21 protein-coding genes are annotated in these 22,472 nt (G+C 38.3%); 15 read left to right on the top strand and 6 right to left on the bottom strand.

All coding sequences use genetic code 11. The features are described 5' to 3' along the window. Positions 1 to 17: 17 nt before the first annotated feature. Positions 18 to 551 carry a DUF2059 domain-containing protein gene (locus ACZ5QH_RS02775; RefSeq protein WP_096732970.1) on the top strand — a complete coding sequence of 178 codons (534 nt, stop codon included), beginning with the start codon at positions 18 to 20 and terminating at the stop codon, positions 549 to 551. Between the two features lie 60 nt (positions 552 to 611). Here the strand turns inward: ACZ5QH_RS02775 and ACZ5QH_RS02770 are convergent, their stop codons facing one another. From ACZ5QH_RS02770 to tig, 4 genes are all read right to left on the bottom strand, one after another. Continuing rightward, a complete protein-coding gene (locus ACZ5QH_RS02770; protein WP_303576686.1) occupies positions 612 to 1,361 on the bottom strand; it encodes a DUF2846 domain-containing protein in 750 nt (249 codons plus the stop codon). 164 nt (positions 1,362 to 1,525) lie between these two features. Then, the gene (gene clpX, locus ACZ5QH_RS02765) at positions 1,526 to 2,836 is read right to left on the bottom strand and encodes an ATP-dependent Clp protease ATP-binding subunit ClpX (protein WP_034609735.1); all 1,311 of its coding nucleotides are present in this window, start codon (positions 2,834 to 2,836) and stop codon (positions 1,526 to 1,528) included. Positions 2,837 to 2,872: 36 nt separating this feature from the next. Further along, positions 2,873 to 3,484 carry an ATP-dependent Clp endopeptidase proteolytic subunit ClpP gene (clpP, locus tag ACZ5QH_RS02760; protein WP_004726532.1) on the bottom strand — a complete coding sequence of 204 codons (612 nt, stop codon included), beginning with the start codon at positions 3,482 to 3,484 and terminating at the stop codon, positions 2,873 to 2,875. 189 nt (positions 3,485 to 3,673) lie between these two features. Continuing rightward, positions 3,674 to 5,005, bottom strand: a complete 1,332-nt coding sequence (gene tig, locus ACZ5QH_RS02755; protein ID WP_303576685.1) for a trigger factor — start codon at positions 5,003 to 5,005, stop codon at positions 3,674 to 3,676. A gap of 432 nt (positions 5,006 to 5,437) precedes the next feature. Between tig and ACZ5QH_RS02750 the strand changes: the two genes are divergently transcribed. From ACZ5QH_RS02750 to rdgB, 10 genes are all read left to right on the top strand, one after another. Then, positions 5,438 to 7,729, top strand: coding sequence for a TonB-dependent receptor (locus ACZ5QH_RS02750; protein WP_151800922.1), 2,292 nt, complete (start codon positions 5,438 to 5,440; stop codon positions 7,727 to 7,729). A gap of 123 nt (positions 7,730 to 7,852) precedes the next feature. Further along, positions 7,853 to 8,536 carry a Fe2+-dependent dioxygenase gene (locus tag ACZ5QH_RS02745; protein ID WP_303576684.1) on the top strand — a complete coding sequence of 228 codons (684 nt, stop codon included), beginning with the start codon at positions 7,853 to 7,855 and terminating at the stop codon, positions 8,534 to 8,536. Positions 8,537 to 8,580: 44 nt separating this feature from the next. Beyond that, positions 8,581 to 9,681 (top strand): alpha-hydroxy acid oxidase, encoded by a 1,101-nt coding sequence (locus tag ACZ5QH_RS02740; RefSeq protein ID WP_303576683.1) that lies wholly within the window; start codon positions 8,581 to 8,583, stop codon positions 9,679 to 9,681. Positions 9,682 to 9,959: 278 nt separating this feature from the next. Next, positions 9,960 to 11,657, top strand: coding sequence for a 2-isopropylmalate synthase (gene leuA / locus ACZ5QH_RS02735; protein WP_004726520.1), 1,698 nt, complete (start codon positions 9,960 to 9,962; stop codon positions 11,655 to 11,657). Positions 11,658 to 12,121: 464 nt separating this feature from the next. Beyond that, positions 12,122 to 13,282, top strand: coding sequence for a homoserine O-succinyltransferase MetX (gene metX / locus ACZ5QH_RS02730; RefSeq protein WP_303576682.1), 1,161 nt, complete (start codon positions 12,122 to 12,124; stop codon positions 13,280 to 13,282). After that, positions 13,282 to 13,875 (top strand): methionine biosynthesis protein MetW, encoded by a 594-nt coding sequence (metW, locus tag ACZ5QH_RS02725; RefSeq protein ID WP_004726517.1) that lies wholly within the window; start codon positions 13,282 to 13,284, stop codon positions 13,873 to 13,875. The genes metX and metW overlap by 1 nt, the downstream gene beginning before the upstream one ends. Further along, complete coding sequence (locus ACZ5QH_RS02720; RefSeq protein ID WP_004726515.1) at positions 13,872 to 14,468, top strand: tetratricopeptide repeat protein; 597 nt, start codon at positions 13,872 to 13,874, stop codon at positions 14,466 to 14,468. The genes metW and ACZ5QH_RS02720 overlap by 4 nt, the downstream gene beginning before the upstream one ends. An 88-nt stretch (positions 14,469 to 14,556) precedes the next feature. After that, entirely contained in the window at positions 14,557 to 14,934 is a 378-nt protein-coding gene (locus ACZ5QH_RS02715) for a nuclear transport factor 2 family protein (protein ID WP_303576681.1), read from the top strand. Between the two features lie 27 nt (positions 14,935 to 14,961). After that, on the top strand, positions 14,962 to 15,459 hold the full coding sequence (locus ACZ5QH_RS02710) for a hypothetical protein (protein WP_244014921.1): 498 nt from the start codon (positions 14,962 to 14,964) through the stop codon (positions 15,457 to 15,459). Between the two features lie 84 nt (positions 15,460 to 15,543). After that, on the top strand, positions 15,544 to 16,167 hold the full coding sequence (gene rdgB, locus ACZ5QH_RS02705; RefSeq protein ID WP_244014919.1) for an RdgB/HAM1 family non-canonical purine NTP pyrophosphatase: 624 nt from the start codon (positions 15,544 to 15,546) through the stop codon (positions 16,165 to 16,167). Between the two features lie 134 nt (positions 16,168 to 16,301). Here rdgB and ACZ5QH_RS02700 read toward each other — a convergent pair whose 3' ends face one another. Next, positions 16,302 to 17,177 carry an AEC family transporter gene (locus ACZ5QH_RS02700; protein ID WP_244014917.1) on the bottom strand — a complete coding sequence of 292 codons (876 nt, stop codon included), beginning with the start codon at positions 17,175 to 17,177 and terminating at the stop codon, positions 16,302 to 16,304. Between the two features lie 174 nt (positions 17,178 to 17,351). On the opposite strand from ACZ5QH_RS02700, the gene tatA reads away from it, so the two are divergent. The 4 genes from tatA to ACZ5QH_RS02680 all read left to right on the top strand — a co-directional run bounded on the left by tatA (position 17,352) and on the right by ACZ5QH_RS02680 (position 21,578). Further along, positions 17,352 to 17,576 carry a Sec-independent protein translocase subunit TatA gene (gene tatA, locus ACZ5QH_RS02695; protein WP_004726505.1) on the top strand — a complete coding sequence of 75 codons (225 nt, stop codon included), beginning with the start codon at positions 17,352 to 17,354 and terminating at the stop codon, positions 17,574 to 17,576. Positions 17,577 to 17,593: 17 nt separating this feature from the next. Continuing rightward, entirely contained in the window at positions 17,594 to 18,049 is a 456-nt protein-coding gene (gene tatB / locus ACZ5QH_RS02690) for a Sec-independent protein translocase protein TatB (protein ID WP_239046497.1), read from the top strand. Beyond that, complete coding sequence (gene tatC, locus ACZ5QH_RS02685; protein ID WP_004818877.1) at positions 18,046 to 18,828, top strand: twin-arginine translocase subunit TatC; 783 nt, start codon at positions 18,046 to 18,048, stop codon at positions 18,826 to 18,828. Before tatB ends, tatC begins: the two co-directional genes overlap by 4 nt. 584 nt (positions 18,829 to 19,412) lie before the next feature. Next, positions 19,413 to 21,578: a PhoX family protein gene (locus ACZ5QH_RS02680; protein WP_303576680.1), complete on the top strand. Its 2,166-nt coding sequence runs from the start codon at positions 19,413 to 19,415 to the stop codon at positions 21,576 to 21,578. A 50-nt stretch (positions 21,579 to 21,628) separates the two neighbouring features. Here ACZ5QH_RS02680 and ACZ5QH_RS02675 read toward each other — a convergent pair whose 3' ends face one another. Beyond that, the gene (locus ACZ5QH_RS02675) at positions 21,629 to 22,411 is read right to left on the bottom strand and encodes an NRDE family protein (protein ID WP_303576679.1); all 783 of its coding nucleotides are present in this window, start codon (positions 22,409 to 22,411) and stop codon (positions 21,629 to 21,631) included. Positions 22,412 to 22,472 lie beyond the last annotated feature (61 nt).

The raw sequence follows: 22,472 nt of genomic DNA, 5'->3' as shown, positions 1-22,472 counted from the left end.
ACTTATATAGGTATTTTATGAAATTACTCCAACACTTACTACTTGCAAGCGCATGTATCAGCACAAATTTTGCTTTTGCAGCGCCCGCTTCAGACCAACAAGTTCAACAATTATTAAAAGTCATGAATATTGATGAACTGCTACAAGAAACCATACAACAAATTCGCCCTCAGTTGGATCAACAAGCTTACCAAATCATTCAAATGACGGTAAAAAAAGATCAGCTCAACCCACAAGAACAAATTGTCGCCAATGAGCTTGCTGACAAAATGTATGAGCAAAGTAAAAAAACCATTGCTTGGGATCAAATCAAACCTGTTTATCTTAAGATTTATAAAGACATATACAGTGCTGAAGAAGTTCAAGCTCAAATTGATTTTTATTCAAGTGCAATTGGACAGTCGATTCTGAAAAAAACACCTCAAGTTGCTCAAGAAACCATGAAAGTCATGAATAGCCAACTGATAAAAAGTGTACAAACTGCATCTGAAGACTTTAAAGAAGTGACTAAAAAATTAGATGCTTTAAAAAAGGCTGCAAATACTCAATAAAACAAATAAGAAAAGAGAGCCTCGCTCTCTTTTCTATATCAAACATCATCTAGCGATAGATTACCAAGTCATTGGGTTCCAAAGTTTAAACTGCTGCCCCAAATGCACATCATCACTCACTTTGTACGGTTCACCTTTGATTTTTTCTTTAGGTTTGATCACACGACCATCTGCAGTCACTTCAGCGACGAAATTAAGGCCTGGAGTCTTCAGTTGAGTCATTGCAATTTCTTTGAGTCCTTGTCGAGTAGGCATTTGCATTAAAGGCCCTACACGTAATAACCCTGCTTCACCATTGGGTCCACCGCGAAATTTTTCTTCTTCATATTTGACAAAATATTGCCCGCCAGCTTCCACTGAGAAGTAAGCAACTTTGGGTTTCTGGAAATGAAAAATCGTTAATGGGCGACTGAGACTTAATTTATAGTCACCTTCAGCCAGTTCAATCCAGTAATAATGATTACTGATCAAGCTTGGAATTTTCTTACCATTCAGAAAAAAATTGTTTGGAATAATTTCTTGTCTATTCCAACGACTGTCTGGTCGATAAAAATACACAATTGCAGCTTGAGGATTCTGTGGTTTAACCAGCTTAAAGTATTGCCCAGGTTTTTGATTGACCCAAGACCCGGTAGAGAATGATGCAACTTTATATTGTTCAAGCTTTTCATGAACCAACGAATCTTCTTTTTTGAAATCGATTGGATCTAAAGTTGAAACAACTTTTGCAGGTTGCTGTTCAACAGATTGATGACTTTGACAAGCTGCCAACCCACAACTGATCAAAACGACTAGACCGATGTAACGCATGATTTTCCCTCACCGCGTATTTTTTATTTTCGTTTTTAATAAACCCTATTGTCTACAGCCAGCTTAACATTTCAATGACCATTTAAAAATAAAAAACGTGCAAATAGTCAAGCTACTTGCACGTTTCAGATGAATTGCACTGAGGATGTATCAGAATCCAGCTTTTAAGCTGATTTTGTATCCAATACCTTCAAATCTACTTTTTCAACTTCAGTATTTTCATGCTTTGGTTGACGTTCAGATTTGAACTCTGGTGCAGCTTTATCGTTAATCACTGCTTCATTGATAATCACAGTACCAATGTCTGAACGACTTGGTAAGTCATACATGGTTTCAAGCAATACATTTTCTAAAATAGAACGCAGACCACGCGCACCTGTATTACGCTCTAACGCTTTTTTCGCGATCGCACGTAAAGCAGAGTCTTCAAAAAGAAGGTCTACATTTTCCATCTCAAAAAGATATTGATACTGACGCGTTAATGCATTTTTTGGTTCTGTTAAAATCTGCATCAAGGCTTCTTGATCAAGCTCTTCAAGTGTTGCGATCACAGGTAAACGACCAATGAACTCTGGAATTAAACCAAATTTCACCAAATCTGCTGCTTCAACTTGACGGAATAATTCAGATACTTTCTTACTATCGTCTTTATTCTTTACGTCTGCAGTGAAACCAATACCACCTTTTTCTTGACGTTGTTGCACAACTTTTTCAAGACCAGAGAATGCACCACCACAGATAAACAAGATATTTGCAGTATCGACTTGAATAAACTCTTGCTGTGGATGTTTACGTCCACCTTGAGGCGGAATTGACGCAACCGTACCTTCAATCATTTTCAACAATGCTTGTTGCACACCCTCACCAGACACATCACGTGTAATTGAAGGGTTTTCAGATTTACGGGTAATCTTGTCAATTTCATCAATGTAGATAATGCCCTTTTGTGCTTTTTCTACATCGTAATCCGCTTTTTGCAAAAGTTTCTGAATAATGTTTTCAACATCTTCACCAACATAACCAGCTTCAGTCAATGTTGTTGCGTCAGCCATTGCAAAAGGTACATCAAGCAAACGTGCAAGTGTTTGTGCCAGCAATGTTTTACCTGAACCTGTCGGTCCAATCAGCAAAATATTACTTTTAGCAATTTCAACAGCATCTTTAGGCTTATGCCCTGTTTGAGATACTTTTAAACGTTTGTAATGGTTATACACTGCAACTGAAAGTGTTTTCTTTGCTGTGTCTTGACCAATTACATACTGGTCCAAAGCCGCACGAATTTCATGTGGTTTTGGCAATGGACGTGTTGCCCAATCGCCTGTTTCCACCTGTTGACTCGTTTGCACTAAGTCTAAGCACACATCCACGCATTCATTACAAATATATGCGTCCTCGCCTGCAATCAGCTTACCGACTTCAGACTGCGTTTTACCGCAAAATGAACAATGCTTTTGTCCTTGAGGAAGATCGGACATTTTCACTCCAAATTCTTAAATCTTATCTATAAATGTTTAGTCTTGAGGTCGTTTACTTAATACCTGATCCACTAAACCATATTCTTTTGCTTGCTGTGCAGTCATAAAATTATCACGATCTGTATCTTTAGCGACAGTTTCGTAATCTTGACCACTATGTTCAGCCATTAAACGATTTAAACGTTCTTTGATGAATAAAATTTCACGTGCATGAATTTCAATATCCGATGCTTGACCACGGAAACCACCCAATGGTTGGTGAATCATCACACGCGCATTTTCCAAGCAATAACGCTTACCTTTTGCACCAGCATTTAATAAGAAAGCCCCCATAGATGCAGCTTGCCCCATACAATAGGTCACTACATCAGGCTTAATAAATTGCATCGTATCGTAAATTGCCATACCCGCAGTCACTGAACCACCAGGTGAATTGATATATAAATGGATATCTTTATCTGGATTTTCAGCTTCTAAAAACAACATTTGCGCGACAATAAGATTCGCCATGTTGTCTTCAACTTCACCAGTTAAAAAAATCACACGTTCACGTAAAAGACGTGAAAAAATATCGAAAGAACGCTCACCACGTGAAGATTGTTCTACGACTACTGGCACCAAAGCGCTTTCAATTGATGGAACGTACATACGTTATTTATTCCTGAATTCTTGTTACTTCACTCATGTTCACAATATGAGGGATAATTGCTGAAAATGCAAAATATTCCCAACTTAATATCAGATATTTTTTGCATAAGTATTGTGAATGGAATGATTAAATCCATGTTTAAGCTCATAAAAAAAGGCGCCAAAGCGCCTTTTTTTAGATCAAACAACTTAGCCTTGTTGGCGCGCTTGTTGCTCTTTTAACAAATCTTGATAGCTAACAACTTCATCAGTTACTTTAGCAGCAGCTAAGATATGATCAACAACTTGATCTTCTAACACTACGCCTTCGATTTGAGCACGTTGTTGCTTATCAGTTTTGAAATATTCGATCACTTCAGTCGGATCTTCATAAGAAGAAGCCATATCTTCGATATAAGCATCAACACGTGATTGGTCTACTTCAAGTTTAGCATCAGCCAATACTTTGCTTACCAATACACCAAGTTTAACTGCTTTTTCAGCTTGTTCTTTGAACAAGTCATCAGGAAGCATGCTGCTGTCAAATGCTTTAGCACCTTGAGCACCAAACTGTTGAGTAAATTGTTGAATCATTTGTTGACGTTGACGATCAATTTCTTGAGCCAACATAGATTCAGGAACTTCTACGTCATTTGCAGCAACAAGTGCATCAAAAGTTGCACCTTTCACTTGGTTACGTAGGCCATTTTTTACTTCACGTTCCATGTTTTTGCGAACGTCAGCTTTTAATTTCTCTACGCCTTCTTCTTCAGTTAAACCGAAGATTTTAAGGAATTCAGCATCAATTTCAGGAAGTTTTTGTTTTTCAACAAGTTTAACTGTGATTTTGAATTGAGCCGCTTTACCTGCTAAGTTTTCAGCTTGGTAGTCTTCAGGGAAAGTTACATCAATCACTTTCTCTTCGCCTTTCTTCATACCAACGATACCGTCTTCGAAGCCAGGGATCATACGACCAGAACCTAAAACAAGTTTAAAGTCTTCAGCAGCACCGCCTTCAAACTTCTCACCATCAACAGTACCTTCAAAATCGAAAGTTACTTGCATGTCTTTTTTAGCCATGCCTTTAGTTTCAGTCCATTCAGCGCGTTGCTTTTGAAGATTTTCAAGCATTGCATCAACGTCTTTATCTGTTACTTCAGATGATTTACGTGATACTTCAAGACCTTCAAATTTAGCTTCAACTTCAGGATAAACTTCAACTGTAGCTTGATAAACTAAAGCATCATCTTTGTTTTCAACTTTGTCGATGTTTGGCATACCAACAGCGTTGATTTTTTCTTGTTGAATTGCTTCAAATACTGTGTCACGAATGATGTCGTTTACAACTTCTTGGTAAATACCAGCGCCGTATTCACGACGTACAACGTTTACTGGCACTTTACCTTGACGGAAGCCGTTGATCTTCACAGTTTTGGCAGTGCGTTTCAAGCGAGCTTCAAACTGCTCGTTAATACGGCTCGTCGGTACAGATACATTTAAACGACGGGCAACGCCCGAAACCGCTTCAGAAGTTACTTGCATGGCTTCCTCGATAGAATTTAATAATTACAGTTTTTCAAAAAGTGCCACATTATATGACAACATTTGAATATATACAAAACACCTGTGTAAATCATTTTATTTCGATCACTGATTTTCTCATTGTGACGCTTTTTTTAATAAATTATCTTCGACTCGATGACAAAATAAAAATTTTGTATTTTTATATGAATTTACCAAATTCAAATACTTTAGTGACATTAGAATAAATTTATTTACATTTTGAAATATCTACAATTAAAATTAAATAAATAAAATTCAAAAAGTTAAGTGAAATTTCAATACATTTTTAATTCATTTTCTCATCATAAACATTTAAAACCATCGACAATTTCAATTTCAAACAGATGCAATAAACAATAAGAATCATTATTATTCGCATACAAATTTACACTACTCTTTGTGAGTTCACGTATGTCTTTTATCAAATCACGCAAAAAGATTGTTTCTACTGCAATCGCATCTTCACTTTCAGTTATTGCAACATCAGCCATCGCTCAAGACGAAATCGCAAAGCTTCCAACAATTAAAGCACAAGCGACTGTAGAACAAAGTTTAAAAGTAGATGAGTCTGCCAATAAAAAATTTGTTGCACCTTTATTAGATACACCTAAGTCTGTATCAGTTATTTCAAAACAATTGATTGAAGATACTAAAGTAACCACTTTGAGTGATGCCCTTCGTACAGTACCTGGCATTACCTTAGGCGCTGGTGAAGGTGGTAACCCAAATGGTGATCGCCCATTTATCCGTGGTTATAACTCTGAAGGCTCGATGTATGTTGATGGCGTACGCTCTACAACTTCACAAAATCGTGAGATGTTTGCTGTTGAGCAAGTAGAAGTAACCAAAGGGTCTTCTTCAATGCTTGGTGGTGGTGGTAATGCCAGCGGTAACATCAACTTAATCTCTAAAGTCGCTAAGAAAGGAGATTCTTTAGAAGGTTCTGTGCAAGCTGGTACTGATGATTATCAGCGTATTACTTTAGACGGTAATAAAGATTTTGGTAATGGTATTGCTGCTCGTGTTGCAGTGATGGGGCACCACAATAATAAGGCTGGTCAAGGTGATGATGGTTCAGAATATAAACGTGCTGGTATTGCGCCAAGTATTACTTTTGGTTTAGATACTGCGACACGTGCAACTTTAAGTTATTACTATTTAAAAACAGATGATACACCTGATGCAGGTGTTCCATACAACAATCCAAACAATTATGCTGCTGGCTCAGGTAAACCAATTGATGTTAAACAAGGCATCTATTATGGCTGGAAAGATCGTGACTTCCAGAGACAAGAAAACCAAATTGGTACATTTAAATTAGAGCATGATTTAGCAGATAACTTAACCTTAACGAATGTTGCGACTTACAGTAAATCAAAAAATGACTATGTCTGGACACAACCAGATGACAGTCAAGGTAACTTTATTAACTCAGCCACTGGACAATTAAAAGATAAAGGTATCTGGCGTCGTGCCAATACTCGAACAACCGATATTGATACATTTAGTGATCAACTTTTCTTAAATGGTAAATTCAATACGGGTTCATTAAAACATAGCTTTATTGCAGGTGCTGAATACTCAAAATTAGATGGAGATAAAGGTACATATGTCGTTACTGACCCAGCGACAGGTAACAGCACTGCAATTGGTGGTAGTATCACAGCTGGGGCATGCACCCTTGCTAATTCAAATGGCTGGTGTACTTCTACATTTAACCCGAACTCAAAGGATCCGTTCTTAGGTTCTGTACAAGCAAATAAACGAGTAACAAATACAACAACTGAAACCACAGCATTTTATCTCAGTGATCATATTGAGATTAACCCTCAATGGCTTGTTGATTTAGGTGCTCGTTGGGATAAATTTGAAACAGAATTAACCACATATAAAAATGGGACAACTGCACTTCCAACACCGACAAAAGTAAATAGTGATTCTGATTTTTGGAGTTGGAATGGTGGTGTAACATTCAAACCTACAGAGAATGGTAGTATCTATGCAAGCTATTCAACCTCTGCAACTCCTGTAGGTATTGATGCAAGTGAAAGTAGCGAAGCAGCTCCATCTGATGCAATTAAAAATTTAGACCCAGAGAAAGCACGCACTTATGAAATCGGTACTAAATGGGATCTATTAAATGATAAGTTAAATTTAACTGCTGCTATTTTCCGTACTGAAAAACAAAATACGCGTATTCAAATTGATCCAACTACATATACCAATGGTGGCGACAGCAAAGTCGATGGTATTGAACTTGGTTTAAACGGTAACATTACTGATAAATGGGCTGTTTCAGCGGGCTATACATATTTAGATAGCGAACAAACCAATCCAGGTCCATCATGTACTCGTGCTGGTGTTTGTACATATCCAAATGCGGCAAAAGGGAAACAACTACCAAACGTACCTAAAAACTCTGCGACACTATGGACGACTTATAAAGTATTACCTCAAGTTACACTTGGTGCTGGTGCAGTTGCAATGGATAAAGTCTATGGCAATGCTACAAATACAAAGTGGGTTCCAGGTTATGTCCGTTATGACGCAATGGCAAAATATGATGTCAATAAAAATGTTAACTTACAGTTAAATGTAAATAACCTTTCTGATGTCCGTTATTTCAGCAAAGCGTATGCATCTCACTATGCAACAGAAGCAGAAGGTCGTAGCGCAGTATTGTCGATCAACTTTAAATATTAATTGAAAGAACAAATCCATAATTATTTTATGGATTCGTTTTAAATGATATAAAATAGCCTCTGTACAGAGGCTATTTTTCTATAACCGATTACTCTGCAATCAATTTGATTAAAAGGTATTAAGATGATCCATCATATTCCTAATGTATTAAGCAAAGAACAAGTTCTATATTTTAGAAATACAATGCAAAGTACAGAATGGATTAGTGGTCAATATACAACAGGCTCACTTTCAGCCAATGTCAAAAAAAACCAACAACTGCCAGAAAATCATCCATTAACACAACAATTAGGCAATATCATCTTAGACGCTATAGGACAAAATGCTCAATTTTTATCAGCAGCATTGCCATTAGAAATTCTTCCGCCATATTTTAATCGTTACGAAAATAACCAATCTTTTGGATTTCATGTTGATAACTCCATCCGTAATATTCGCGGTACTCAGCAACGTATCCGTACTGATCTATCTTGTACTGTTTTTTTAAGTGAACCTGATGAATATCAAGGTGGTGAACTCGTTGTTGAGGACACTTATGGCTATCACGAAATCAAACTCCCTGCAGGAGATCTAATTCTGTACCCTTCCACAAGCCTTCATGAAGTAACAGCTGTGACTCAAGGTGCTCGCATCGCTTCTTTTTTTTGGCTTCAAAGTATGATTCGCGATGATGCTAATCGCCATATGTTATTCAATCTAGATCAAAGCATTCAAAATTTAAGAATTGAATTAGGTGATATGCACGCTGAAGTCGTTAAACTCACCAGTCTTTACCATAATTTAATTCGTAAGTGGGCTGAATTGTAATCCCCATCCCGTGAAATTGATTTTCTCAATCGGTAAGTTTTCTCATGAGTAAAAAAATCCAAGTACCACTCACTCAAATTCCAGCATATTTACAGACCATTGCGGATTACGAGAAACAAGCAGAACAGCATCTGCCTGAAAACACTTGGCACTATTTGCAAGGTGGGGCGATGGATGAGCAAAGTGTGCAAGAAAACTTACAACAATTTAAAAATATTCAACTGATTCCAAGACTGCTCAATGACTTAACTCAAGGCTCGACCGAATGTGAAATTTTAGGACAAAAATTTCCTCATCCAATTTTTCTTGCACCGATTGGACATCAACAATTGTTCCATCCTGACGGCGAAGCTGCGGCTGCACTGGCGGCCGAAGTTTTAGGAAGTAATATTGTACTGAGCACTTTCACCAATACTGATATGCGAAGTTTAAAACAAGAAAACCCTTTGAAATGGTTTCAATTGTATTGGCAAGGTGATCGTGAGAAATCATTGGCCTTAGTTCGACTCGCAGAACAACAAAATTTTAAAGCACTTGTGATTACAGTAGATTCACCGCATACAGGGATTCGTGATCGTGAACGTCGGGTGAATTTTCAATTGCCAGAAGGCATGCAACACCCCCATACACCCACCCACATTCCCCTACCCGAAATTTCTGAGCAGCAACATCCTGTATTCAACGGTTTAATGCAAATTGCACCCAAATGGGCAGATATCGAATTTATAATTGCCCATAGCCATTTGCCTGTAATTTTAAAGGGTGTGCTACATCCACTCGATGCAAAAAAAGCAGTCGAAATCGGAGTAAAAGGCTTAATCGTTTCCAATCACGGTGGACGAGTACTCAATAGCAGTATTTCCCCACTGATCGCCTTAGCAAAAATTAAGGCTGTTGTTCCGCATGATTTTCCTTTGCTTTTAGATGGTGGAATCCGTCGTGGTACCGATATATTTAAAGCATTGGCATTAGGCGCATCTGCGGTGCTGATTGGCCGTCCTGCGATCTACGGGCTCTCTGTTGCTGGTGCTTTAGGTGTGGCCCATGTGATTAAAATTTTAAAGGAAGAATTTGAAATTACCATGGCATTAATGGGAACAGCTACCGTAAAAGAAATCAATCAAGAATATATTTTTCAAGATTAAGTCATTCAAAGGAAATTTTTCTCTCAACTGATATTTTTTATGCAAATTAAGGAAATTATTTCCAAGATAATTGTTTTAGAATTAATCTCAAGTTAAACCATTTGTAAGTTATCAGTGTTTAGATTTATCTCGTGTTACCCACGTATAAGTTTATGAAAATTTACTGTGTTTTCATCTTAAAAACACTTGTAAATTGAACAGATAGACACAATCTATATTTGTAGTAAGTTGCCTTTACCCAAGAGACGAGCAACAACAACTACACAAGGAGTTCCCTCATGATGTTGGCTGATCCAAGTAAAAAATATCGTCGCATGTATCAACGTGTAGACTTGCCTGACCGTCAATGGCCAAATAACGAAATCAATAAAGCGCCAATTTGGATGAGTACCGACCTTCGTGATGGTAACCAAGCGATTTTCGAGCCAATGAACATTGAGCAAAAATTCAAAATGTTCGAAATGTTGGTCAAAATCGGCTTTAAACATATTGAAATTGGCTTTCCTTCAGCATCACAAGTTGATTTTGATTTCACCCGTAAGTTGATTGAAGAAGGTCATATTCCAGATGACGTTTATATCGAAGTCTTGGTGCAAGCGCGTGATCATTTAATTGCACGTACTTTTGAGGCTTTACAAGGTGCAAAACGTGCCATTGTGCATATCTATAACTCAAATTCACCCACTTTCCGTAAAAAAGTATTGAATGTTGATGCCAATGGTGCAAAACAATTGGCAATGAATGCGGCAAGCAAAGTAAAAGAATATGCAGCCAAACAGCCTGAAACTGAATTTATTTTTCAATACAGTCCAGAATGTTTTACAGCAACAGAATTAGAAGTTGCTAAAGATGTCTGTGATGCAGTGACTGAAATTTGGGAAGCATCACCTGACAATAAAGTCATTTTAAATTTACCTGCAACTGTTGAGGTTTCAGGTCCGCATGTCTATGCCGACCAAATCGAATGGATGCATCGTAATTTGCAACGTCGTGATGGTGTGATTATTTCAGTACATTGTCACAATGACCGTGGTTGTGGTATTGCAGCATCTGAGTTAGCGATCATGGCTGGTGCTGATCGTGTTGAAGGTTGTGTATTTGGGAATGGTGAACGTACTGGTAACGTTGACGTTGCTGCAATTGCATTAAACATGTACACACAAGGTGTAGCATGTGAGTTAGATTTCTCAAACATTAATGAAATTATTGCCACAATAGAAGAATGTACTGGTTTACCTGTACATCCACGTCACCCATATGCTGGTGATTTGGTCTTTACTGCTTTCTCTGGTTCTCACCAAGATGCAATTAAAAAAGGCTTTGAGTTCCAAAAAGACGAAGAAATTTGGGATATGCCTTATTTACCGATCGACCCTAAAGACTTAGGTCGTGATTATGATGCAGTGATCCGTGTCAACTCACAGTCGGGCAAAGGCGGTATTGCTTACTTATTAGAGTCTAACTATAACGTAGTTTTACCTCGTCGCTTACAAATTGAATTCTCACAAATTGTTCAACAAGTTGCAGATGAAGAAGGCGTTGAAGTTTCAGCTCAACAAATTTGGACCTTGTTTAAAGACACCTATGTTGCTGCAAAAGATGCACATTATTCAGCGAAAAATTATAGATTGTCAGATGAAAATGGTAGCCAAGTGATTGAGCTTGATGTGGTCATCAATGGTGAAACTCAGCGCTTACGTGGTGAAGGGAATGGTCCAATTTCTGCGATTTTAAATGCACTTCAATTACCAATTGATGTCTTAAACTACGAAGAACGTAGTATCAGTTCAGGCGCACATGCAAAAGCGTTGGCATTGATCGAACTTCAAGTCCAAGGCACAGGTAAATCTGCATTCGGTGCTGGTGTACATGACAATATCGTCACCTCTTCAATTGAAGCAATTATAGCGGCAACCAATCGTTTAATTGACCAAGGTGTTTTAAGTACTGAACAAGTGATCGCTGCTGCTGTATAAGCGATATCAATTAAAAGACTTTAGAAAGGATGCCCCCTAGTGGTATCCTTTCTTTTATTTATTGATGTTATCAAGCAATCACTTCAAACAGCTTTATATCTTTTAAAGATAATGTATAGATAAAAGATACGTGAAAATTTTATCCATGATTGTTTGAGGTCAGACTGGTGTTGGCGAGTAGTGAACACGTTTGGCGATGAGAAGCAAAGTTTGACAAGATCGCTCTCTTATAAAGCTTAAGCTTTTTATTTTTTTCGAAAGAAGAATACGTTGAGCTTCAGCAAAGTCAAAACACTCATTGTGACTCTACTCGACATTATCACTCATCCTGAAGTGAACTTTAATGATAAAAGCTATTGTGAAAACCATGGAATATCATTAATTTATTAGCCATACAGATGACTTAGATATCTCTAATATCCGTAATTTATCGACCTTCTAAAATTTTAAGGTGAACATTTCCAGTGTCTTTTCCAGCTGATTCAGTGGGGCTCGTTACTCCACAAAAGTTTGAATTTGAAGAACCGTTAGAGCTTGAGTGTGGTCGAGTATTGCCACGCTATGAAATCATGGTGGAAACCTATGGTGAGCTCAATGCAGATAAATCAAATGGAATTTTGATTTGCCATGCACTTTCAGGGCATCATCATGCGGCTGGCTATCACCATGAAGACGATAAAAAAACCGGCTGGTGGGATGCATGTATTGGGCCTGGTAAAGCCATTGATACCTCGAAGTTTTTCGTGGTCGCACTCAACAATATTGGAGGTTGTAGTGGCTCAACGGGACCCACTTCACCTAACCCTGAAAATGAAAATCGCCCATACGGTCCCGACTTTCCATTAGTGACTGTACGTGATTGGGTTAAAACTCAAGCCCTCCTCTCTGACCGCTTAGAGATAGATGTTTGGTATTCAATCATTGGTGGTTCTTTAGGTGGCATGCAGGCTTTACAATGGTCTGTGGACTATCCTGACCGTTTACAAAAATGTGTCATCATTGCCAGCGCACCAAAGCTTTCCGCACAAAATATTGCATTTAACGAAGTGGCACGTCAGTCCATTTTGTCTGATCCAGATTTTCACAATGGCCGCTATTTAGAACTCGATAGTTATCCAAAACGTGGCTTAATTTTGGCACGTATGGTGGGTCATATTACCTACCTTTCTGAAGAAGCCATGAAACAAAAATTTGGCCGTGATTTAAAATCAGGCAAGTTTATGTATGGTTTCGATGTTGAGTTCCAAGTTGAAAGCTATCTGCGTTATCAAGGCGAACAATTCAGTCGTAACTTTGATGCCAATACTTATCTGATCATGACCAAAGCCTTGGATTATTTCGATCCATCACGTGAATATGAACAGTCACTGACGAAAGCCCTATCTAATACCAAATGCCGCTTTTTAGTGGTGTCATTTACAACAGACTGGCGTTTTAGCCCAGAACGTTCGCAAGAGATTGTCAACGCCTTGATTACCAATCAAAAGCCTGTGAGTTATTTGGATATTGATGCTGAGCAGGGTCATGACTCATTCCTATTCCCTATCCCCTTGTACGTCAAATCCTTACGTGCATTTTTAGGTGGTATTGAACACCTTCATTCAACACCTAAGGAGGCTTTGTAATGCGTATTGACCAACAGCTTGCAGAAAAATGGATCAATGCTGGTGCGAGTGTGCTCGATTTAGGTTGTGGTGATGGCGAATTATTGTCACAAATGAGCAAAAAACAGCAAATTCATGCTTACGGACTAGAAATCGATCAAGAAAAGATTGCAATTGCCGTCAGCAAAGGGTTAAATATTATACAACAAGACTTAAACCTCGGTTTGGGACGCTTTGCCGACCAGTCTTTTGACTATGTGGTTATGGCACAAGCCTTGCAAGCTGTAGATGCACCTGATGTGCTTCTGCGCGATATGGTGCGTGTGGGGAAACAAGCAATTATTACGTTTCCTAACTTTGCGTATTGGAAAACACGGTCTTTCCTTGCACTGAAAGGTAAGATGCCTGTTTCTGATGCCTTACCGTATATGTGGTACAATACACCTAATATCCACTTATGCACCTTTCGTGATTTTGAAGCATTATGTGCTGAAAATCAGATTCAAATTATTGATCGACTCGCTGTAAATGGGAACCAACAAGGTAGCTTTTTAAGTAAAGCCATACCGAATTTGTTCGGCGAAGTCGCTATTTATCGAGTGAGCGCTCTATGAAGAAATTATTATTAGGCAGTACGTTATTTTTTGGGCTAGTGAGTATTCAAGCCCATGCGGACTATGTACCGCAGCAACAACAATCTGTATCAGCAATGGCAGCGCAATATGCACATATGAATGTGACAGATTTGCAAAAAGCAGCCAAAGCTGGTCAACCTGCTGCACAATTTTATTTAGCAACACATTTCCAGGCTGGTACTGGCGGTGTATCTAAAGACCTTAAACAAGCATTTACATGGTTTAAAGCTGCGGCTGACCAAGGTATTTCTGCGGCTCAGTTAAATGTTGGTCGTATGTATGCTGATGGTTTAGGCGTTTCTAAAAGCGAAACATCTGCACGTCAATACTTTGAAAAAGCAGCAAGCCACGGCGATAACCGTGCAAGCTTTAATCTTGCGGTGATGGAAGAGCAAAAGAAAAACTACATGGGCGCTTATCAGTGGTATGAGCTTTCTACACGTGATGGTATGTTAGACAATAAAGTGATTAACATGTCGCAAACCAAGAAAACTGCTTTGGCTGCTAACTTAACTCAAGACCAAATTCGTACTGCAACACAACGTGCAGATCAATGGATTCAAGCTCAATAATTTGATTCTCATCGATCATAAAAGCACCTTCGGGTGCTTTTTTTTACTGCTATCCATTTAATAAGTATTTCAGCTGAGATTGTTGACAATGCAAGACCTATTCAAACAATTAATTCAATATGAATGCGGGTTGCATCATCGTGATCGTCAAAACTTTCAAATACTTGATCAACGGTTACATCCAGATTTTAAAGAAATTACCAAATCAGGGTGGGTTGTGCATAAAGCCCAAATGATTGAAGCACTTTTAAATGATACAGATAGCGACATCTTTCAAGCACAGGATTTTCAAGTTCAGTCATTATCTGATCATAGCGTTTTACTGACCTATCAAAGCCATCAAATCAATGTGGCAACTCAAGCTCAATACAATGTGGCTTTACGCAGTTCAATTTGGGTTATGAATGATCACGGTATATGGCAAATGATTTTCCATCAAGGCACCACTTGTGCTTTTGAGAAGTAAATCGAATTCTTCTATGTATGGAAAGATATGCAAAAGAAAAAATATTATGCTTCACGCAAACAAATGATTCCTTTGGCGATTTTTGCTGGAATTTTGGCCTGCCCCTTTTGGGCTGCGACCGTGCTTTTGATCTTGGAAATGTTTGAATGGAAGAATGGCTTAAAAAGTCTCTTTTCGCTATTTCTTGTTACGCCATTGGGTTTCATTGCTTATTTTTTCAGTAATAAAGCTATTCAGATGTTTAGCAATCAACGCCCTATTTTAACCCTCTCCCAAGACATGATTAGAAGCATTGATTTTAAAGGTCGAGTGATAATTAAAAAACACATTAAAATACCAGAGATCTATGAAGTTGAGCTCAAAAAAACCTTACTTGATCGACAATACTATTTACTTTTTATCATGAAAGATAACAGCAAACAGAAACTCAATGTTGGACTAGGTTTTATGAAAAATGAGGATGTTCTCGATTTAAAACAACAGTTAGACAAACGCATTAGCGCAAAAGCAAAACATATCCAGTAAAGCGTAAAGGACGAGAGAATTTAGCCGCATTTTATGACACAGATTAAGTTAAAATAACTCAATTTTAAATTTTGAGTCTGCATCATGTCATCAAAAGATTGGTTATCACAAGGAACACTGGTACTCGCAAGCAATAACAAAGGCAAAATTGCTGAATTTGAAAAATTGTTTGCTGAATTGGCTTTACCCGTTGAAGTGATTCCTCAAGGTCAACTGAATATCGAAGACGCGATTGAAGATGGCTTAAGCTTTATTGAAAATGCAATTATCAAAGCACGTCATGCAAGCCGTATTTCAGGTAAACCTGCGATTGCAGATGATTCTGGGATTTGCGTTCCCGTATTAGGTGGAGCACCTGGAATTTACTCTGCACGTTATGCAGGTGAACATGGCGATGATGCAGCCAATAATACAAAATTGCTGGAAAACCTTAAGCCTTTACGCCAAGACGATCAAGCGATTGAAGCAATGTTCGTATGTGTATTAGCATTGGTTGAACATGCAGATGACCCTTTACCACAAATCTACCAAGGGATCTGGCAAGGTGAAGTACTAGAGCAAGCTCGTGGTGAAAATGGTTTCGGTTATGACCCACTGTTCTGGTTACCCGGGCTAAATATTTCAAGCGCAGAAATGAGTAAAGCAGAAAAGAACAAAATTAGCCATCGTGGTCAAGCGATGCAATTGTTTAAAGCAAGCTTGAAATAAGCAGTTAAAACCAGCCGTTTAAGATCATACGATTTTGTTAGATTCCTCCTCGCCTTTGTGGAAAGGAGGAATACGATGAATATCGCTAAAACTTATCTAAGACGAAGCAAGATAAACTAATCAACCGACAAAAACTATAAAAAATGAATCAACACACCATATAGGACGCATACCACACAACTGACTATCGTTCCCGAAGCAATATATTTTGCTGAAACTCCAGTACCTTGATAGTGGGTTTCCAATGCGACAATATTGGCGGCTGGGGGTAAACAAAACAGTAAAAACATCACCCCAATATATTGATGGATCTGTGGAACCGGTAAAAAGAAATAAGCCAGACTACACAATACAACACCACAAACTAACTTTAATATTGCAAGCTTAGTACTGGACAGTAAATCCTCGATATGGACTTTGGTTTTTCTTAACCACATCCCCAATACACACATACCGGTAAAACTCATACTCCATTTAGCCAGAGTATAAATCCAATTAATCCAATCATTTGCCTGAAACTGTTGCACATCAAAGCAACGTAAAAGCCCGGCAATGATCAAGGCAATCACAGGTGGCGATTGCAATACTTTTTTGATAAGCAATCGTTTGGATTGTGGAGCTGAGCTCACCGAAGTCACAGCCCAAGAGTTTCCAAAAATTGAAACCCCGATATAAAGCGGTATCATCAACATACTATTGTCTGGGCCAAATATAGCCAAGGCAATCGGAAAGCCGAGCCATGCCATATTGGTATAGCTAAAACACAATGAAGCTAAACGATCTTTAGACAGCGTGAGATAAATAAAGAAAAGCGTAAAGCATGAGAAAAAAGCAAATAAGATTAAAGCAATACTGCCCGATTTATAAAATACCATATTGTAAATAATCACAATCGGGATAAATAAGCGAGCCAGCAGCAAAGACATGAATGATTTTAAGTTTACTGAAAATTTGCTATTCGCCAGTATCAGCCCACAGATAAATGATAAAACTGGAAATAACAAAGCCACAATACAACACCTTATTCTCAAATCATGAACATACTAGCATTTTCCAAATATAGATGACGTTGAACATATCAAAATAATTTATAAATATTGTCTGTCTTTAAATTGAAATATTAGTGTCACTTTTTTGTCATGGATAACTGTTGTTATAGCTGTTATTAAATAGGAGTTAAAACTATGGCTGGATTATCGATTTGGCATGTACTTATTTTTGCAATTGTTGTGATTCTACTATTTGGTACATCAAAGCTGAAAAACTTAGGTAAAGATGTTGGTGGTGCCGTCAAAGATTTTAAGAAATCAATTAAAGAAGAAGAGGCAACAACTGCTTCACTGACTGAAACGCGTACACTAGAACATCAAACTAGCAATACTGATGTGAACTCTACAGTAAAACACTAATCGGTGAGGCGTAGATCATGTTAGATGTTGGATTTTCAGAACTGTTAGTGTTTGGGATCATTGCTCTTTTAGTATTGGGACCAGATAAACTTCCTGAAGCTGCGCGTTTTGCTGCCAAATGGTATAGCAAATTTAAACGTGCAATTAGTAGTGTCCAAAATGACATCGACCGTGAATTACGTCTTTCTGAATTTAGAGAACAAATGCAACAAGAGATGCAAAAAATTCAAGAACTTGAACAAAAAATGCAGGCTCAGATGCAGGAGTTACAGCAACAAAAAATTGCTGTAGAACAAGAAAGTCATCTCGCAATAACAGACAATAAAAAAATTCACACGACTTATCATAAACTTGATATTACGGTTCCCACTATTTATATGTCAAAGACTTGGTTAGATAAACAAAACTGTACTGTAACTCGACCACAAATTGTTCTTGTTAAAGAAGTACCGCAATTGAAGGTGGCTGTATGAGCGACTCATTAGCACCACAAGTACATGATGCCTCGTCTACCGAGACGCCGCCTTTAGATGCGATGCCGATTACTCAACACCTGATGGTGTTACGTAAGCATTTATTTAAAATTGTTGGCGCACTCATCGCTATATTTTTTTGTTTATTGCCATTTGCCAATAAGACCTATATTGCATTATCAGAACCACTCAGAAAACAATTACCTGCAACTTCAACCATGATTGCAACTGATGTTACAGCAACCTTCATGGCGCCGTTTAAGTTAAACTTCTTTATTGCGCTGATGTTGGCGATGCCCTTTATCATCTATCAACTTTGGGCTTTTATTAAACCTGCATTATACGAAAAAGAAAAAAATCTAGCATTTCCATTGTTGTTTGGCAGTATTGTGCTGTTTTATTCAGGGATTGCTTTTGCTTATTTTATTGCATTGCCATCTATCCTGCATTTCTTTATCAGTGTTTCACCAGAAACCGTCGCGCCAATGACCGATATCAATAGTTATTTAAGCTTCTGTCTAAAATTATTTTTGGTCTTTGGTGTGACCTTTGAAATCCCAATTATTACTTTAGTGTTAATTTTAGTTGGCTTGGTCACCACTAAAACATTGGCTGAAAAGCGCCGCTTTATCGTGGTGGGATGTTTCTTCGTATCTATGTTTATTACCCCTCCTGATGCAATTTCAATGATCATGCTCGCAATTCCAATGTGGATGCTATTTGAGCTGGGTTTATTGCTGGGTAAAGTAATTGAAAAACGTAAAACTGTAGATGCTTAAGGATCAAAATAAAAAGCTTTTTAATATTTAAATGACTTCTTTTGAGGTCATTTTTTATTTTAAGAATGTTAAATTCTTTTTTTAGTAACAATTATAAAAATAAATCTATGGCTTAATCTTCTGCACTTTTATTCAAATACATTAGATCTATTGCACAAGTCGAAAAATGATCATGTTGAGTGAATTATATTTCGATTGGAAGTTCCTTCTCCCCCTCGGGAGAAGGTTAGGATGAGGGGAATTTTATGTTGATCTATGCTTTAAATAAGCGTTTATAAAAGAAGTCTATTCTTAAAATCTCTTTATGAAACATCCCTATTTTAAAAACAACTAAAAGTTAATCCTGTTTATTCAATTCACCAAATACATATCAGGCTTAATCAGTCACAACCTATTTTTTATAGAAAGTGAACAGCACAGTAATTGTCTAAATACAAATATGACAATCCTATTACTTTCTTAAAATAAGATTAAATTTAACCAATATTAAATATAAGAGTAAGAGATCTTACACATTTGTTCTGTATGTTTTTAAGCTGAATCAAAATCACATTTAATCAAGACTTAAAGCCAAAGGGAATCGTATGACAGACCTCACGCCATATCATGAAAATCAAGAGTTAGATAACAATACTTCGAATAACACGCATTTCCGTGACATTTTAGAACAACGGATTTCTCGTCGTAGTTTAATTACAAAAACAGCAAGTGGTGCAGCTGCTCTCGCTTTAGCATCGAGCCTAGTCGGCTGTAATGACGACGATGACAATAACTCAACCCCAACAACGACTGTTAAAAAACCTGAAAAATTCACCTTTAACCCTGTTGCAAAAAACCTTAATGACATCGTCACTGTTCCTGCTGGTTATGAAGCAAATGTGCTTTATGCTTTAGGTGATCCATTAATGCAAACGATCCCTGACTGGGATGATAACAATGTTCCTTCGGGGGTCAGCTTTACAGCGCGTTCAGGCGATTGTCATGATGGTATGAGCTATTTTGGCTTAAATTCCAATAGCTCTAAATATGATGCGAAAGCCTCAAACCGTGGCTTACTGGTCATGAATCATGAATACATTAATCAAACCTTCTTACACCCTAAAGGTGCAACAAAAGTAAATGGTCGTCGCCCAGAAGATGAAGTGATTCGTGAAGTTAATGCACACGGTGTTTCCGTCATTGAGTTAAAAAAAGATGCAACCACACAAAAAGTAGAGATTGTTAAAAGCTCTCCATTTAATCGCCGTATTACAGCGTCAACGGTCATGGACTTTGCAGGCACAGTTGCGGGTTCAGACTTGGTGAAAACCAAATACTCAAGCTCAGCAAAGCAAACACGTGGCACACATAATAACTGTGGTAATGGTTACACACCTTGGGGGACTTACCTCACTACAGAAGAAAACTTTATTGGATACTTTGTGCGCAATAAAGGTGATGATGCAAAACGTAGTGCGGCTGAAATCATCGCACTGAATCGCTATGGTTTAAAAGATGGTGCCAGCTCACGTTATGGCTGGGAAACTGCGATTGGGGCAATCGAAAGCCAAGATTTATATGACCGTTGGAACGCTTCAATTACCGCTGACTCAGCAGACAAAGATTATCGCAACGGCGCAAATACCTTTGGTTGGATTGTTGAAATCGATCCATTCGATAGTCGTTCAAACCCAGTTAAACGAACATCTTTAGGTCGCTTTGCACATGAAGACTGTCGCTCAAGCCGTTTAATCGAAGGGGAAAATCTGGCCTTCTATATGGGCGATGACTCACGTGGCGAATATATCTACAAATTTGTATCTGATGCGAAGTGGGATGCAAAAGATGTCAATGGTGGCTATCGCGCAGGCGATAAATATATGAACAGTGGCAAGCTATATGTTGCGCAATTCAATAATGATGGTACAGGTAAATGGATTGAATTGGCATACGGTAAAAACGGTTTAAATGATAGCAATACCGTCTATCCTTTTAAATCTCAAGCCGATGTCACTACTTTTGCACGTTTAGCCGGTGATTCGGTCAAAGCCACCAAAATGGATCGTCCAGAATGGGTTGCGGTGAACCCTGAGAATGGTGAAGTCTATGTCACCCTAACCAATAACTCGAACCGTGGTACAGCACATGCATTAGATGCCGCAAATCCACGAAACTATAGCGACCCTGAAGGCGGTAAAGGTAATGTAAATGGTCACATTATCCGCTTCCATGAAAAAGATAATAAAACCACAGCTGAAAGCTTTACTTGGGATATCTACCTCTTTGGTGCCGAAGCAAAAATGGCCAGTAACATCAACTTATCTGGGTTAAATGATAACAATGATTTATCTTCACCAGATGGTATGTGGTTCGACCCACGTGGTGTCCTTTGGATTCAAACCGATGATGGTGCTTATACAGATACCACCAACTGTATGATGCTTGCTGCACTGCCTGGTAAAGTCGGTGATGGTGCAAAAGCAATAACATCTGCTGGGCAAGAAACGATCGTGGGTAAACAAGTCACTGATGAAAACCTGCGTCGCTTCCTAACAGGTCCAAAACAATGTGAAATCACAGGTGTCACCATGACACCCGACTACAAAGCCATTTTTATCAATGTTCAGCATCCAGGTGAAGACTCACCTAGCTTTGATAAGCCATCAAGTAACTGGCCTGCCTCACAAAAAGATCCAAGCAATAAGACCGCTCGCCCACGCTCTGCAACGGTCGTCATTACTCGTAAAGATGGCGGTGTAATTGCTGGCTAATCAACTAAATTTTTTTTTAAAGCCATAGTGACGAAAGTTGCTATGGCTTTTTATTTTTCAATAACGCGCTTAATCTCGACTAACTCGCCCATATGTTCACCTTGTTGTGTTTTTTCGATCCAATCAATCTGCGTACTGCTTATTCTTAAAAAGTTGGAACAGCGTGTCCCATAAATTGGACTTTGAATAAATGTTGAAGACAACAACGCTTCCATCTCAGGATTAATTCCAGTATTGGGCAGTAAATCAGGAATAATTTTTCGTTCATCTTCTAAAATATCCCAAACAGCGAATTGTAGATCTTGTTCAGGGATAGCAGGAACTTGCAGCATGGGTAAAAATTCTTGGGTAAAGCGTTTACGTAAATGCTTAGTTTTTTCCCAATCGTCTGACATCAAGCCGTTTGAAACGACAAATACACCTTGGGATAATACTTGTGGGGCTTCACCACGATTACTCATATAAACAGCTTGCTGTCGATCACCCACAAATAAGTTAAAACCCGCATAATCTCTTTGCTGCTTTTCCAATGCTTGTGCAAAACGAATTGGTGTTTGATCTGACGCTAAAAAGGCTTGAATCAAATAGCCACGCGAAGTGGGATAAGTTTGTTTATCAGCACCATCACGATAATTGGTAATCACTGCCCAACGTCCCTGTGGTGTAACCCCCATCCATGTTCCGCCTGATTGCAAATCTTGCCCTGCAATAATCGGACTGTTCGCCCATGACTGTAATTGAGTGCTTGGACGATGGTAGAATTCGTCACGATTTGAAATTAAACAAACAGGTAAATCATCCAAAACTTGCCAAGCCAATGCCACAATACACATAAAATACATTCCATGAAGTTTACACATTGAATGTACAACATTTTTAATATGTTTCAGCTAA

It is taken from the genome of Acinetobacter sp. Ac8, from assembly GCF_055392545.1.
The sequence above is the reverse complement of the archived record's forward strand: the minus strand, read 5'-3'. Positions and strand labels throughout refer to the sequence as shown.

Coding starts and splice junctions, on each gene's coding strand:
- ACZ5QH_RS02775 (WP_096732970.1), top strand. CDS start 18: ATGAAATTACTCCAACACTTACTACTTGCAAGCGCATGTATCAGCACA.
- ACZ5QH_RS02770 (WP_303576686.1), bottom strand. CDS start 1,361: ATGCGTTACATCGGTCTAGTCGTTTTGATCAGTTGTGGGTTGGCAGCT.
- clpX (WP_034609735.1), bottom strand. CDS start 2,836: ATGTCCGATCTTCCTCAAGGACAAAAGCATTGTTCATTTTGCGGTAAA.
- clpP (WP_004726532.1), bottom strand. CDS start 3,484: ATGTACGTTCCATCAATTGAAAGCGCTTTGGTGCCAGTAGTCGTAGAA.
- tig (WP_303576685.1), bottom strand. CDS start 5,005: ATGCAAGTAACTTCTGAAGCGGTTTCGGGCGTTGCCCGTCGTTTAAAT.
- ACZ5QH_RS02750 (WP_151800922.1), top strand. CDS start 5,438: ATGTCTTTTATCAAATCACGCAAAAAGATTGTTTCTACTGCAATCGCA.
- ACZ5QH_RS02745 (WP_303576684.1), top strand. CDS start 7,853: ATGATCCATCATATTCCTAATGTATTAAGCAAAGAACAAGTTCTATAT.
- ACZ5QH_RS02740 (WP_303576683.1), top strand. CDS start 8,581: ATGAGTAAAAAAATCCAAGTACCACTCACTCAAATTCCAGCATATTTA.
- leuA (WP_004726520.1), top strand. CDS start 9,960: ATGATGTTGGCTGATCCAAGTAAAAAATATCGTCGCATGTATCAACGT.
- metW (WP_004726517.1), top strand. CDS start 13,282: ATGCGTATTGACCAACAGCTTGCAGAAAAATGGATCAATGCTGGTGCG.
- ACZ5QH_RS02720 (WP_004726515.1), top strand. CDS start 13,872: ATGAAGAAATTATTATTAGGCAGTACGTTATTTTTTGGGCTAGTGAGT.
- ACZ5QH_RS02715 (WP_303576681.1), top strand. CDS start 14,557: ATGCAAGACCTATTCAAACAATTAATTCAATATGAATGCGGGTTGCAT.
- ACZ5QH_RS02710 (WP_244014921.1), top strand. CDS start 14,962: ATGCAAAAGAAAAAATATTATGCTTCACGCAAACAAATGATTCCTTTG.
- rdgB (WP_244014919.1), top strand. CDS start 15,544: ATGTCATCAAAAGATTGGTTATCACAAGGAACACTGGTACTCGCAAGC.
- tatA (WP_004726505.1), top strand. CDS start 17,352: ATGGCTGGATTATCGATTTGGCATGTACTTATTTTTGCAATTGTTGTG.
- tatB (WP_239046497.1), top strand. CDS start 17,594: ATGTTAGATGTTGGATTTTCAGAACTGTTAGTGTTTGGGATCATTGCT.
- tatC (WP_004818877.1), top strand. CDS start 18,046: ATGAGCGACTCATTAGCACCACAAGTACATGATGCCTCGTCTACCGAG.
- ACZ5QH_RS02680 (WP_303576680.1), top strand. CDS start 19,413: ATGACAGACCTCACGCCATATCATGAAAATCAAGAGTTAGATAACAAT.
- ACZ5QH_RS02675 (WP_303576679.1), bottom strand. CDS start 22,411: ATGTGTATTGTGGCATTGGCTTGGCAAGTTTTGGATGATTTACCTGTT.